This window comes from Flavobacterium sp. GW821-FHT11G01 (assembly GCF_058808175.1).
Map to the genome: position 1 here is coordinate 1 of NZ_JBXARK010000012.1, position 14,138 is coordinate 14,138.

At 35.4% G+C, this 14,138-nt stretch carries 8 protein-coding genes; 2 read left to right on the forward strand and 6 right to left on the reverse strand.

From position 1 onward, the window contains the following. The 6 genes from AC1RRN_RS18705 to AC1RRN_RS18730 all read right to left on the reverse strand — a co-directional run. The coding region (locus AC1RRN_RS18705; protein WP_492968763.1) for a SprB repeat-containing protein at positions 1-3,901 on the reverse strand (3,901 nt) is incomplete at its 3' end. Between the two features lie 129 nt (positions 3,902-4,030). Beyond that, positions 4,031-8,227: a PorP/SprF family type IX secretion system membrane protein gene (locus AC1RRN_RS18710; protein ID WP_492968764.1), complete on the reverse strand. Its 4,197-nt coding sequence runs from the start codon at positions 8,225-8,227 to the stop codon at positions 4,031-4,033. Between the two features lies 1 nt (position 8,228). Beyond that, positions 8,229-9,683, reverse strand: a complete 1,455-nt coding sequence (gene sprC, locus AC1RRN_RS18715; protein WP_492968765.1) for a gliding motility protein SprC — start codon at positions 9,681-9,683, stop codon at positions 8,229-8,231. Continuing rightward, a complete protein-coding gene (locus tag AC1RRN_RS18720; protein ID WP_492968766.1) occupies positions 9,680-10,102 on the reverse strand; it encodes a hypothetical protein in 423 nt (140 codons plus the stop codon). The genes sprC and AC1RRN_RS18720 overlap by 4 nt, the downstream gene beginning before the upstream one ends. Positions 10,103-10,203: 101 nt before the next feature. Continuing rightward, positions 10,204-11,493, reverse strand: a complete 1,290-nt coding sequence (locus AC1RRN_RS18725) for a beta-helix domain-containing protein (RefSeq protein ID WP_492968767.1) — start codon at positions 11,491-11,493, stop codon at positions 10,204-10,206. A 191-nt stretch (positions 11,494-11,684) separates the two neighbouring features. Then, positions 11,685-12,137: a hypothetical protein gene (locus AC1RRN_RS18730; protein WP_492968768.1), complete on the reverse strand. Its 453-nt coding sequence runs from the start codon at positions 12,135-12,137 to the stop codon at positions 11,685-11,687. A 436-nt stretch (positions 12,138-12,573) separates the two neighbouring features. Between AC1RRN_RS18730 and AC1RRN_RS18735 the strand changes: the two genes are divergently transcribed. Both AC1RRN_RS18735 and AC1RRN_RS18740 read left to right on the forward strand, forming a co-directional pair. Beyond that, entirely contained in the window at positions 12,574-13,722 is a 1,149-nt protein-coding gene (locus AC1RRN_RS18735) for a DNA polymerase III subunit (protein WP_492968893.1), read from the forward strand. A gap of 7 nt (positions 13,723-13,729) precedes the next feature. Continuing rightward, positions 13,730-14,113, forward strand: coding sequence for a DoxX family membrane protein (locus AC1RRN_RS18740; protein ID WP_026982373.1), 384 nt, complete (start codon positions 13,730-13,732; stop codon positions 14,111-14,113). Positions 14,114-14,138: the final 25 nt, after the last annotated feature.

Below are 14,138 nucleotides of genomic sequence, written 5' to 3' on the forward strand. Positions count from 1 at the left end.
GACCAACTCCGCCTGAACCCGATAAGGTTACAGAACCCGTAGAAGCTCCAAAACATTTTGGATTAGTCGGACTAGCATTAGCAATAACCGTAGTTAAAGCATCTACAGTTCCATCTTTTGTAGCAATACAACCATTGCTATCTTTTATATCAAATGTATAAGTTCCTGAGTTAGGAGTATCATAAGTAAAAATTGATGATGTTATTGAACCACTAGTAAATAAGAGTTGCCCTGTAGTTTTATTCGTTACTGTGTAAGTAAATGGTGCAGTACCTCCGTTTATTGTTACCTCTATAGTGGCATCTTTTACAGTTTTACAACTTAAGGCAGTTCTAACAGCAGTTGTCGCAGAAATTTTAGGGTCAACTTTCTGGCTTGCCGCTGTTGTATTACAACCATTTTGATCAATAATATTAAAATGATATGTTCCAGGAGCAGTAGCCGTATAGCTTAATCTAGTTCCTGTAAAATCTGTGATAGAGCCAAAAGCTGCTGATTCATAAGCTACCTGATATTTATATGGACCTACTCCTCCACTAACATCAACCGTAATTGTGGCAGTTGAATCAAAACACAAAGCTGCAGTTTTGACAGCCGTCGCTGATATCGTTGGTGGTGCATCAATAACTATTTCTTGGCTAATTTTATATGGACATCCATTAAAATCATTTCCTGAGACAACATATGTTCCTTGACCTACATTTAAAGTTCCTCCATTAGCAGGGAAATTACTTACCGTACCAGTGCCTTTATTAGTAAGAATAAGTGTATAAGGTTGTGTTCCACCAGTGGGAGTAACCGTAATAGTCGCAGGCTTAGTAACATCACATGTAGCTGGTGTAGAACTCGCTACTAAATTAAACCCTGTTGGTGAACCAACAACTGGACTAAGACTCTTAGTACATGCTTGACCTGTTTTTCTACGAACTTGAAGGTCATATGTTTTTGCTGCCAAAGGACCAATGGTAAGCTCAGAAACACTAGAAGGAATCCAAGGTCCAGCAGCACCATTTAATGAATATTCATATTCAGTACCAAAATTCTTTACTGATATTGTTATTGTTCCATCTCCTTGTCCTGGACATTTTTCTTGTGCAGTTCCTAAAATTACAGCAGTAAATGCTTGATTATCAAAAACATCAAATTCTCTAAAAACATTAGCATTACAAGATCTAGGAATTTGATAAACTGAAATATCATCTAGAGTTAAATCGTTACCTCCCGTTGCAATACTATATGATCTAACAACAAAATCCAAAGTGGTGTAGCCTCCCGGATTTAAACTCATATTGTAATTTTCCCACTTATTTGATTTTGGTACAATACCAGTTGCCTGAGAGGCAACTAGTTTTTGAGTTGGTAATCCAAAATCAGCAATTAATTCGATAGTAATATCTGGATCAACATCTGGATAATTTTTACCTCCTTCAATTAAATTTTCAACCCAAAATGAAACTTTTACATCTTGATCTGGTATAACATCATAAATTGGTTTTCTATAAATAATTCCACCAACACCTGCTACACCACCAATATTGATTGCCAAAAATCTTCCTTGAGAATCAACCGGACCATTTGCAGCACTAGTATGATCTTTAATGTTCAGCCAAGTCCCAAATCTTGGATCAATTAAGTTTGTTACCGCATATTCACCATCATTAATGTATTGATCTTTATTACAAGGATAACTTGCTGGGTGAGTATCGGTTTGGTCTTCAAAACAATAAGCAGTATTAATACCTGGTGACGTTGTTGGAGCTCCTCTTCCAAAATCTTCGGTTAATAGATTACTGAAAGTTGATACTTTTACTAAATTATAAACCACTTCAATTTTATGATGCCCTGCTAAAATATTCGGAAAAACATTACGAGGGATATTGGTATTTTCAACACCATCAATTAAATAGGTAAAATTATAGTTAGTACTTTCAGGACTAGTTGCTGTTGCCGTAACCGATGCTACTCCATTACAATCGTAAACTGGATCTGGAATTGATATCGTTGGCAAAGCTGGTTTTGGATCAATAGTAACATTTGACATTGTATAAGTACATCCAATCGCATCTTTAATCGTCAAAGTATAAGTTCCTGGTTTTCTCCATTGCTCATTTAAGGGACCAAAAAGATCTGTAGGTTGAGTTCCAAACTTATAAGTATATGGTGGGGTACCTCCAGTTGGGTTTGTAATTCTAAGCAAACCGTACTCTGACGGGTTAGGAGCTACACCACAACCTGATAATGCCGCAACTCCTGCAGAAGCACGCAACTGATCAGCCGCTGACAAAATTGTAACGACATTGCTGTCTATACACCAAGTCGAAGTTGATGGAAGTCTATAACGAACATAAATAGTATAAGTTCCCGCAGCAAGACCATTCCAAGTATTCGTATTTCCATATGAACCTGAATTTCCCGTTCTACTATACTGAACTGTATAACCGTTTGCATTGACAAGGTTTACTGTCATGCTACCTGTAGTAGTATTACAATTTGGGTTTGTAGATGAAATCGTATAACTTGGTTTACTAGTGTTAATAGTCTTTACAACCGAAGCTGTAGTTGTACAACCATTATAATCTTCTACACGAATTGTGTAAGTACCCGAAGTTGTAACTACCACAACATCTGAAGTATTGATAACATAATTTACCCCATCAGTACTTACATAATATTTGTAAGGGGCTGTACCATTTGTTACGTTTATTTTTATGTTTCGTGTACTACATCCTGTTACAGCAGAATCATCAGATAATGATACTGATAATGCCGCTGGTGGTGCAGTTATTATTTGATCACTTGAAGTCCTTGAAACCGTACAGTTACCTCCGCTGCTATTTTTACCATTGCCATTTAGCGCAACCCGAACTTTATAATCTGTTGCAGGATCTAAACCTGAAAAAGTATATTCCGGAGCTTCAGTAGGTATAGTCGTCGTGATTACAGTATTCCCTTTTAAAAGCGTATAGACATATTGTAAACCAATATTTCCAGTGCTAATTTTTAAACTTCCTTTATCACCAGAACATTTTGGGTTTGTTACTAATACTGTATTACTTATGGCAACACTTTTAATTGCAATTTTTCTAACATTAAAAGTACATGTTCCAGTTACACCTCTTAATCTTATAAAAACATCATAATTACCAGCTGCGGTAATATTATCAAAAATATTACTATTCTGCCATCCTGATGTAGGTGTAGGAGTAGGAGTTGAAGTAGTAGAAGTTGGAGCAATCGTATATTCATAGCTAGCATTAAATCCACCTACAATTATTTTCCCTGCCATTGTACAGCTATTTCCTGTATAAATGTCAGCTTTTTTAATACCTGTTGGATCTAAATCATTAGTATAAACATTGAAATAAAAAGTCGAAGTCGAAAGATCTGGATATGTTATTACCAATCTAAATTCTCCCGCTACACCAGCTGAATAGTTAGCTCCTGTTGCTACTTGGTTCCATCCACATGAAGCATTTTCATTGGCACAGTTAACATTAGCAAAAGCAGGACAACTCGCAGTAACATTAAGCTTTTGCCATGAAATACTATTTACAGTTGACATATCAATACCAGTCTCAATATTTCTGGCATCATTAGAACCACAAATAAATAATTTTGGCAGTTCTTTACCATCATTTGGGCAAATTGAAATTGTTCCCGCATATTGACCTGTTGCGTATTTAAGCACAGGATTCGTCGTAATAGGGGCAGCTAATTTCTCAGTCGAATTTTCAAAAGTAGTTTTATTTTCAAACTGATTATATGCCTTTAAGAAAATATTCTCATTGGAATTTCCATAAGACTTTGAATTAAATGCTATCGAATTTTGCGCATAGGTTGCAAAATTGAATAACATAGCTAAAACAAAAATCAACGTTCTTAAAATAGTAGGTTTTTTCATAATCATTCTTGTGTTTACTTACGTCTTATCCGCTAAGGGGCATTAGTTAATAAAACAATTAGTATTCTATTTATTATTTAGGGCCTTCTTCCCTCATTAAGAAGACCTGCTTTTAATCTATGATTTGTATTAATTCTCCACTTTTACAATGGCCATTTTTCCGTTATAAGGTTTATTTCCTTTTGCTTCTAATGCCTTAGTAGCTTCAGATAAACCATCAAATTTCTCGTAATAGATATAATATTTACTTGTTGCTATATTGTAAAAGAAATTAACATCTGAACGTCCTGAAGCAACTGCTTTAGTCAGAAATTCATCTCTTTTTTCAATACTGCTATGAACTGCAATAATCATATAATAACCACTTTCAGAATTTTTGATATTCTTGATAATTTGCATATTTGATTGATCTTCACCAAAATCAAAATCACTTGCTGTTAATGGTGTACTACTTACTTTTGTAGTTTCCTTAATACGTTTAAGAGCTGCAAGATCCTGATTGTATCTTCCCTGGTCATTTTCGTAAGCTGCACGTTTAATTCTACGTTTCTTCTCAATTTCAGTCTCTGCTTTAATACGCTCTAAATTCGCTAATAAATTGGCACTGTCTTGTTCCATTTTTAATTGAGCCGCTTTTAACTCATTTATTTTTTCAAGATAAGCTTTGTTTAAAGCGTCATTTTTATTCGGAACTTTTCTAAGTCTCTCGTTATATAAATTTGTAAGCTTGTTAAGTTCTTCTTTTGATGTTCTATTTGCATCAGCAAGCTGTACTTTGAAAGCCTCTAACTGACTATTTTCTGCTGCAACACTTTTAAATGGCTTAGGCTCTCTATAGATTCCTTTTTCACTTAAATCATTCTCTTCTCTTAAGTCATCTAAGTCTTTTTGCTTATTGGCTACTGTTGAAGTAAACTGGGCAAACAACTCTTTTTGTGTTTTAATAGCAGTTTCTATAGCCTTAGATAAAGCTTCAATTTCTTTTGCTGAATCATCTTTTGGAGTTGCAGCCAATTTTGCAGCAGCATCTGCATCGGCCTTAGCTTTAGCATCGGCAGCCAGCTTAGCATTTAATTCGGCCTCTTCTGCAAGTCTTGCCTGTAAAGCTTCTGCATCGGCTTTCGCTTTTGCATCAGCAGCTAATTTTGCCAAGCGTGCTTCTTCATCAGCTTTGACCTTAGCGTCAGCCGCTAATTTTGCTTGCAACGCTTCTGCATCGGCTTTCGCTTTGGCATCTGCGGCTAATTTTACTTTCAATGCTTCTGCATCAGCTTTTGCTTGTGCATCTGCAGCTAATTTTGCTTTTAGGGCATCTGCATCAGCTTTTGCTTTAGCATCGGCAGCTAATTTTGCTTGCAACGCTTCTGCATCGGCTTTTGCTTTAGCATCTGCGGCTAATTTTGCTTGTAACGCTTCTGCATCGGCTTTCGCTTTGGCATCTGCGGCTAATTTTACTTTTAGGGCTTCTGCATCGGCTTTCGCTTTTGTATCTGCAGCTAATTTTGCTTGTAATGCTTCTGCATCGGCCTTTGCTTTAGCATCTGCAGCAAGTTTAGCTTGAAGTGCTTCTGCATCGGCTTTCGCTTTGGCATCTGCAGCTAATTTTGCTTGTAATGCTTCTGCATCGGCTTTTGCTTTAGCATCTGCAGCTAATTTTGTTTGTAGAGCTTCCGCATCTGCTTTGGCTTTGGCATCGGCCGCAAGTTTTGCTAAACGTGCTTCTTCAGCTAGTTGTAATTGTTTTGCTTCGGCTTCCTCTTTAGCTTTAGCACTGGCTTCAGCATCAGCTTTTACTTTTGCATCAGCTAATAATTTTGCTTGCAATGCTTCCATATCTGCTTTTGCTTTGGCATCAGCAGCAAGTTTTGCTTGAAGTGCTTCTGCATCGGCTTTAGCTTTTGCATCTGCAGCTAATTTTACTTGTAATGCTTCTGCATCGGCTTTTGCTTTGGCATCAGCAGCAAGTTTTGCCTGAAGTGCTTCTGCATCGGCTTTCGCTTTAGCATCTGCAGCTAATTTTACTTGTAATGCTTCTGCGTCGGCTTTCGCTTTTGCATCTGCAACAAGTTTTGCCTGTAGTGCTTCTGCATCGACTTTTGCTTTAGCATCGGCAGCTAATTTTGTTTGTAAAGCTTCGGCATCCGCTTTTGCTTTGGCATCAGCAGCTAATTTTGCTTGTAACACTTCTGCATCGGCTTTTGCTTTAGCATCGGCAACAAGTTTTGCCTGTAATGCTTCTGCATCGGCCTTAGTTTTAGCATCAGCAGCTAATTTTGCTTGTAATGCTTCTGCATCTGCTTTTGATTTAGCATCTGCAGCCAATTTTATTTTTAATGCTTCTGCATCAGCTTTCGCTTTTGCTTCTGCAGCTATTAATGCTTGTCTTGCTTCTGCATCGGCTTTCGCTTTGGCATCTGCAGCTAATTTTTCTTTTAGGGCTGCATCCTCAGCAGCTTTTGCTTTGGCATCTGCAGCTAATTTTGCTTTATTCGCTGCATCAATGCTTGCTTTAGTTTTTGAGTCGGCAGCGGCTTTTGCTTTTGCTTCGGCAGCTAATCTAGCCTGATACGCATCTGAATCGGCTTTTGCTTTTGCATCAGCAGCTAAAATTGATTGAAGATCTGCCGCTTCAGCTTTTGCTTTAGCATCGGCCTTTCTTTTCGCTTCTGCAGCATCAGCTTTTACTTTTGCATCAGCAGCCAACTTAATTTGTAATGCTTCTGCATCTGCTTTTGCTTTAGCATCGGCTGCAAGTTTTGCTTTAGCAGCTGTTTCGGCATCTGCCTTCGCTTTTTCAGCAGTTAATTGTGCTTGTGTTTTTTGTGGTGTAGCCGGTGTTGTCGCTGCTTTTGCTTTAGCATTATTTTCCGCATCAACTTTAGCTTTGGCATCAGCAGCTAATTTTATTTTTAATGCTTCTGCATCAGCTCTTGATTTATCGGCAGCCAATTGAGCTGCTGTTTTTTGTGGTGCTGGTTTAGCAGCAACGGCTGCTTTTTGGGCAGCAGCTTCAGCATCTGCTCTTGATTTGTCAGCAGCTAATTGCGCAGCCGTTTTTTGTGGTGCCGGCTTAGCAGCGATAGCTGTTTTTCTGGCAGCAGCTTCAGCATCTGCTTTAGCTTTAGCATCAGCAGCTAATTTTAATCTTTGGGCTTGTGCCGCATCGGCTTTAGCCTTATTATCTGCTATTAATTTTATTCTGGCTGATTCAGCGTCTGCTTTAGCTTTTTCTGCAGCAGCTAACCTTGTCTGTTGTGCCTCTGCATCAGCTTTTGCTTTGGCTTCTGCAGCTAGTTTTGCTTTTTCAGCACCATCAACTCTGGTAACTGGTGTAGTTGTCTTTTTAGCCATTACAGCTTTTGGCTTAGATGGATCTATAAGAGAACCTTCATCATCATCTCCGTAATAGTAATTTTTATTTTTGAATCTATAGGCAATTACAAATTCGTGTGAACCACCCAAATTCGTAAAATTACCCATTCCTCTTTCGTAGTTATATTCAATAGCAATACTTGGTGAAATATTTACACCAAGACCTGCTGATACTCCATATAAGGTATTATAACCTGCCTGTGCCCAAACTCCTTGCGGAATAGCAAGCATGGCAAGACCAGAAATAACCGTTTTATCTTGTTTAATCTCTGTTTTTACAATTCCGGAAAATTTACTTCTGTCAAAAAAACCATAACTATCAAGATATCCCGTATACATCGCGTGAAGTTCAATCGCTCTTTCCGGATCCTCTTTTATCATTCCGCCACCGAAATTGTATAGAATAAGATTGTTTACCGATAATCCAAAATCAAGAAAAGCAGTACCGTAGTTAATACCCGGATTTACTGTAAGCATTGTATTTGAAGGATACTCACCAGTTAAAATAGTAGTATCGTCAGATATTATTTTCCCTTTGTCTAAACCACTTTGATAAGCACCTACATTTAGACCAAAAGTTAAATTACTGTCTTGCTCCAAAACGATATTATGCGCAAAATTGACTACTCCTCCAAAAACAGTCATTAGACCATAATTTTGTTGAAATAATCCAATAGCAAAAGCTTCATTCTCTCTAAAACGACCAGAATAATTAAATAAATAAGTATTTGGCGCATCATCAAACTGAACCCATTGTCTTTTATTATAAAAACTTATATATGGATTAGATTCACGAACAAAACTAAATGTTGGATTGATTAAATATCTATTAAACTTTAATGAATTTCTGATAGGTAATGAAAACGAAACAACTCCATTCTCAGTGGCTTCCTGGGAATAGAGTGCATTAGAAAAACCGTAAAATAAAGTTATGAATAGTAGGATTTTCTTCATATTATTTTATCACAGTTATTGATCCTTTTTTTTCACCTGTGTCTGATTTAATGACATAGTAATAAACTGGATTTACATTTTTAAAATCTTTAATAAACGAGTTAACTTGGGGGTCATAATTACTTCCAACATCATCAAACATAATTTCTCCGTTTGAACTTATAATTATAACTTTAGTACTTGCTGTCTTGTACACATCAGGAATATTCCAATATGGGTAACTGCCACTTAAGTTTACTATGTTTGGAATTACCGTTGCTGGAGGGGCTGGTCCAGTAACTTTAAAAGGAAATTCTTTTGTAGCAATACAGCCTGAAGCCTGTGAAATTTTAACTTTATAATCACCTACTGCGGCTACCAAATACGTATTTGTTGTTGCTCCGGCAATAAGATTGTTATTTAAAAACCATTCATACGATGGGCTTGTCGCATCACTTGTTACAGTAACACTAACCGTTTCTCCTTCCTGAAGTTCTACTGTGTCTGCAACATCAATACTGGCATTAAATCCATTAGTACTTAGATTAATACTACCTGTTGCTTTACATCCACCAAAATCAACTTCAACTGTATAAGTTCCTGATTCATTTGCTGTATACGTACGAGTAGTAACTCCATTAATAACAGTTCCATCTTTCTTCCAGATATAGCTATTTCCTGAAGTTGCAGTTAAAACTGTTCCCGTTCCATTAGAGCAAAAAGGGTTTCCTAGACTTGAATTTATTGTTACAGCAGAACCAGAAACTGAAGAGGTAACAATTACGTGATTAGAGCTAATATTTGTTTCAGTACACAATCCATAATCAATTTCACTGTAATATTCTCCAATTGCATTTACAACTAACGAGCTAGAACTTTGTCCTGCAATAATAACATTATCTTTATACCATTTGTATTTCAAATTTGGGTTTAATAATGGTGAAGAACCTGGAACATCAGGGGTATCATTATCAACAGATAATGTCATTGAACCCCCTGTACAAATTACAGCAGAAGCACTTTTTTTGTTAATAAAATAAAGTGATTGATAGCTCTTGTAATACGCTGCAAATGACGTTTTATCAAGCGAATTTTTAAATCTTGAACTAACTGCACCTGTTGAACTTTTTATTCTTAAACTGTAAACATCAGAGCCTTCCAGATTTGTAGGAACACCAAACTTAATCGTTTGTTGGTTAGCAGATATATTACTAACCTGAAGTAAAATGGTTGGTGTTGGAACTGAAAAACTACCTGTTTTATCCGAAAGCTCTACCACAAACGTAGCATCACCAGGAAAATCAACGTAGGTAAATGTTGCATAAAATTCATTAAAAGATGGTCCAGCACAAATTTTTTCCAAACCATCTAATGGTTGAGGCACTATTGTCTGGGCATAGGAATTTGTTTTAGTACAAAGGATTATACTAAAAAAAAGGAAAAAACGCATTAAAAATAAAGTAGTTTTTTGAATCATATAGTACGAGTTCTGGCAAGATCTATATCTTCAAAAAACAAAATATCAATAAACGTTTCAGAGAAATCATACTTATAATTCTCAATAATATCCTTTGCAAGGAGAGAATGAAAAGCTGTTAATGATGAATTCTCCTGACTGTTTGTAGTAGACTGACTGTTCGCCTCAGCTGCCATAGAAAGGCTATCCTTGGGGATGGATAGCCCTGCTATTAACTGATTAGAATTATCATCTAATTTGCTGATACGTTTATCAGCTATATCATTATTTTGATTTAAAATAATTGACGCAGTTTTCTCGCATTTTGCAGCAAAAGAAACAATTTTGTTTGCTTCAGTGCATTGTGCATGTAAACTTAACGCAATAGGAGAAACCAAAAATATTGTATAAATAAAATACTTTTTTATAGTTGGGGCCATTATGTTTTGATCTTTATTTAGTCCGGTGTAAGACGATACATAAATTGTGTCTGGGGACTTATTAATAAAATTTACGCTGTAAAATAAAAATCGAAATCTATTTATTTGCCGCTTGACGCTGTGATTTTTCCTAATTGTAATCTGAAATCCGGTTTTTTAGGATTGTAGATGTCAATGAATGTTTCTTTGTTATCACTTTGTGACATAACATTGAAAAACACAGGGTTTCCGTACCAGCTTTCTAAATCTTCATTGTTAGAATTGTATTCTGTAAAGATGTTTCCATTACATAGGTTTAAATACATTTCTTCAATTTTGATTTTCTTAAGATTAGCATCGTTGATCTCTGTTTTACTGTCTAATAAAACAGCAGGATTAAATCCAGAGATTACGCTTCTTTTCATTTCTAGTGAAGCAGTTTCAGCAACATAAATTGCCTCTTTTACCAAACCAGCCTGAATATCAGCTTTGATGTTCTCACTGTCGTTAAGCATTGTAATATTTGTGGCTACAACTAAAGTTTGTTTTTTAGTAAAATCAGTTTCATTTTTCTTTTCGAATGATTTTACTTCCAAACAACGAGATCCGTCTTTATTACTTGATAAATAAGAAGATCTTACTGCTAAAGAGTTATATAAACGACATTGTACACCTTGAGTAAATTTGTAATCGTCGTTAATTGATTTATAAGAAACTAATTTGGTAGCGTTTAAATCACCTCCAAAGAAAGCGAATGAGTCACCACCTGAGTAACTTACCATAACGTTTTCTAATATAGTTTTGTTTCCAACTGCTGCAAGTGTTAATCCGTTGAAAGTATCGGCACCTTTTACTTTTTTTCCAGCAAATTCAATTCTTACATATCTTAAAACACCTGAGTTTCCAGCAGCATTGTCACCACCGTAAGTTGTAAGTGTTGGATCAAGATCTAAGTTATAAGAACCTACATTTCCAAATTTATTGATTGGAGCATCACCAAGCATTACAATTCCTCCCCAGTCACCAGCTTTTTTCTGGCTACGGTTTGAAGTAAATACAATTGGATCTGTTTCTAAACCATCTGCAACAAGTTGTGCACCTTTTGTAACTACCAATGTTCCTTTTGTTTCGAAATCACCAATAATCAAAGTTCCAGGTTCGATTGTTAAAACAGCATTGTTTGTAACATAAACGTTTCCTTGCAAAACATAAATATTCCTCTTCAGCAATTTAGTATTAACAGAAATGTTTCCTGCTAAAATTTGGTTTGCTTCTCCATACTCTACTTTGTTAGGCTTAAATTCGGTCCAGTTATTCAACCAATTAGTGTAGCCCATAATTCCTTTCTCTTGTTGTGCACTCATACTTGTCACTGTCAAAAGCACGCAGATAATTTGAGTAAATTTTTTCATGATAAGGGGGTATTAGGGTTAATAATAAATTTGGGCATGCGTAAATGAAAAACTCATCTCGAGTTTTCTGATAATCTTTCAGAACACGTCGAGAACGAGTTGTTTTTTATATCTCTTTCTAAAATGACGTTATGAAATCTAGTTCATCTACGTAAACACTTTAAAAAAGGTTTTAAAAAATATTTGTTTTATTACATTTCGTTCAAATCGTTGAACTCATGTAGTGATTTCAATGTGCTTTCGTAGAATAAAATCGCAGCGATTAGGTTACCTTTATCAGAATAAGGCATCATCTTTCTTTGAAAATCTACTGTAGTATCCAGGAAAGTTGTAGTACCAACTGCCTGAGCATCTAATACTTTTTTGTGTTCAGAATCGTCTGGAATACCTAAGTCTGCCATTGTCACACCCGGTTTAGTAACCAATGCAATGTAAGGAAGGGTTTTCACTAAAACTTTAATACGCTCAATGTATAATTCCAAAAGTTCTCCTTTTTGCATACCACTCAATTCTTTCTGATCATGGTATTTTCGAATTAGAGCTGTTGTACTAATAATACTTCTAGGAGCATTTTTTGCTTGTGCTGAAATAGCACCAGTTGTCAAGAAAAAAACTGCGCTTAATAAAATAATTTTCCCTTTCATAGATTCTTAATTATAATTGGTTGTTATGAAAACAAAAATATATAAATTAACTTAAATTGCAACTTTATTGATTTCTTTTTTCAAAAAAAATCCTTAAAAAAATCTTAAAAAGGGGTCTTATGTCGAGAAAATCTGCGTTTTAACGGGGTTTTTGTTAAAATTGTTAAAACAAATACTGTAAGATATTACACATTAAAAAATAGTGTTTTTACAAAATAATAACCAAAAAAAACCATCGATTACAGCTTTTTCGAAAAAACTATTAACAAAATATTCTTAATATCTCTCTCAATTAATCCCTTTATTAACAAAAGCTGACATCAAAAACGAAAAAAATTAAGTTAAAAACCTTCGCGAAAAAACAGAAATAAAAAGTAGCCTTATAAACTTTTTTATGAAAATTTTTGACTACATGATTTTCTTATATCTTTGCTTCATGCAATTTTCACAAATTTTAGGTCAGGATTACATCAAAAGTCACTTGATAAAAAGTGCTGCTTCAGGACGAATTCCGCATGCACAATTGTTCATTGGACCAGAAGGAAGTGGTACGTTATCTACCGCCATTGCTTACGCGCAATACATTTTATGCAACAACACCGGTAACGAAAATGAAAACGGTAACGATTCCTGCAATCTTAAGTTTCAAAACATTTCGCATCCCGATTTGCATTTTATCTATCCGACAGTTACCACTGAAGATGTAAAAACGAAACCAAAGAGTTTAGATTTCATTCAGGACTGGCGAACTTTTATACAGGAAATGCCTTACGGAGGTTTATTTGATTGGTATAAAATGCTTGGCGTTCAAAACAAACAAGGAGAAATTCGTGTTGAAGATGCACAGGAAGTTTTAAAATCGCTTTCGCTGAAATCATACGAAGGCGGCTATAAAATTATGATTATCTGGATGGCGGATAAAATGAATATTGCGGCATCAAACAAACTTTTGAAATTGTTGGAAGAACCATCCGATAAAACAATTTTTATTCTGATTTCTGAAAATGAAGAAGATATTATACAAACCATTCGATCTCGTTGTCAGGTAATTCACTTTAATGGTTTACCCGAAAAAGTAATTGCTGAAGCACTGGTTTCTCAAGAAAACGTTGATTCGAACTTAGCTAAAAAAATTGCGCATCAGGCTCAGGGAAATTTTAACAAAGCAATTTCTTTATTAAAAGAAGATGATTCAGAATATCCTTTTGAACAATGGTTTGTTAATTGGGTCCGTGCCGCTTTTAGAGCAAAAGGAAATGCTGCCGCAATTCAGGATTTAATTTACTGGAGCGAAGAAATTGCCGGACTTGGTCGTGAAAGCCAAAAAAAATTCATTCAGTTTTGTATCGAAATGTTCAGACAGGCGCTCTTACTTAATTATGAAGCTCCGGGTTTGGTTTATATAGAACCAAGAGTTGATAAATTTAAACTGGAAAACTTTGCGCCTTTTGTAAACGGAAATAACATTCACGATATTTTCAAAGAACTTTCAGATGCGATGTATCACATTGAAAGAAACGGAAATGCAAAAATAATTTTAACTGATTTATCTATAAAACTGACTCGTTTAATTCATAAAAAATAGTTTTCAAATGAATAATGTTGCCTCCATTTTACTGTTAGCTTTTTTGGCCTTAACCTTTCTACAATCAGGTTATGAAAAAATATTTTATTGGAAAGATAATGTTGAATGGCTAAAAGGTCATTTTGCCAAAACGCCATTAAAAAATCAAGTGCCGCTTGCATTAGCGCATCTTTTAGTTTTAGAATTAATTTCTGGAATTTTATGTGTAGTGGGAGCGATACAATTATTAACAAATAGCGGCCGAGAATTTGGTTTTTATGGAGCTATTTTTTCTTGTATTTCTTTGTTAATGATGCTTTTTGGTCAGCGTTTGGCCAAAGATTATGATGGTGCAAGAACCATTGTAATATATTTTATTCCAGCTGTTATGGCTGTTTATTGGTTGAATTAAATCGACCGTTATTTTAAATTTTTAC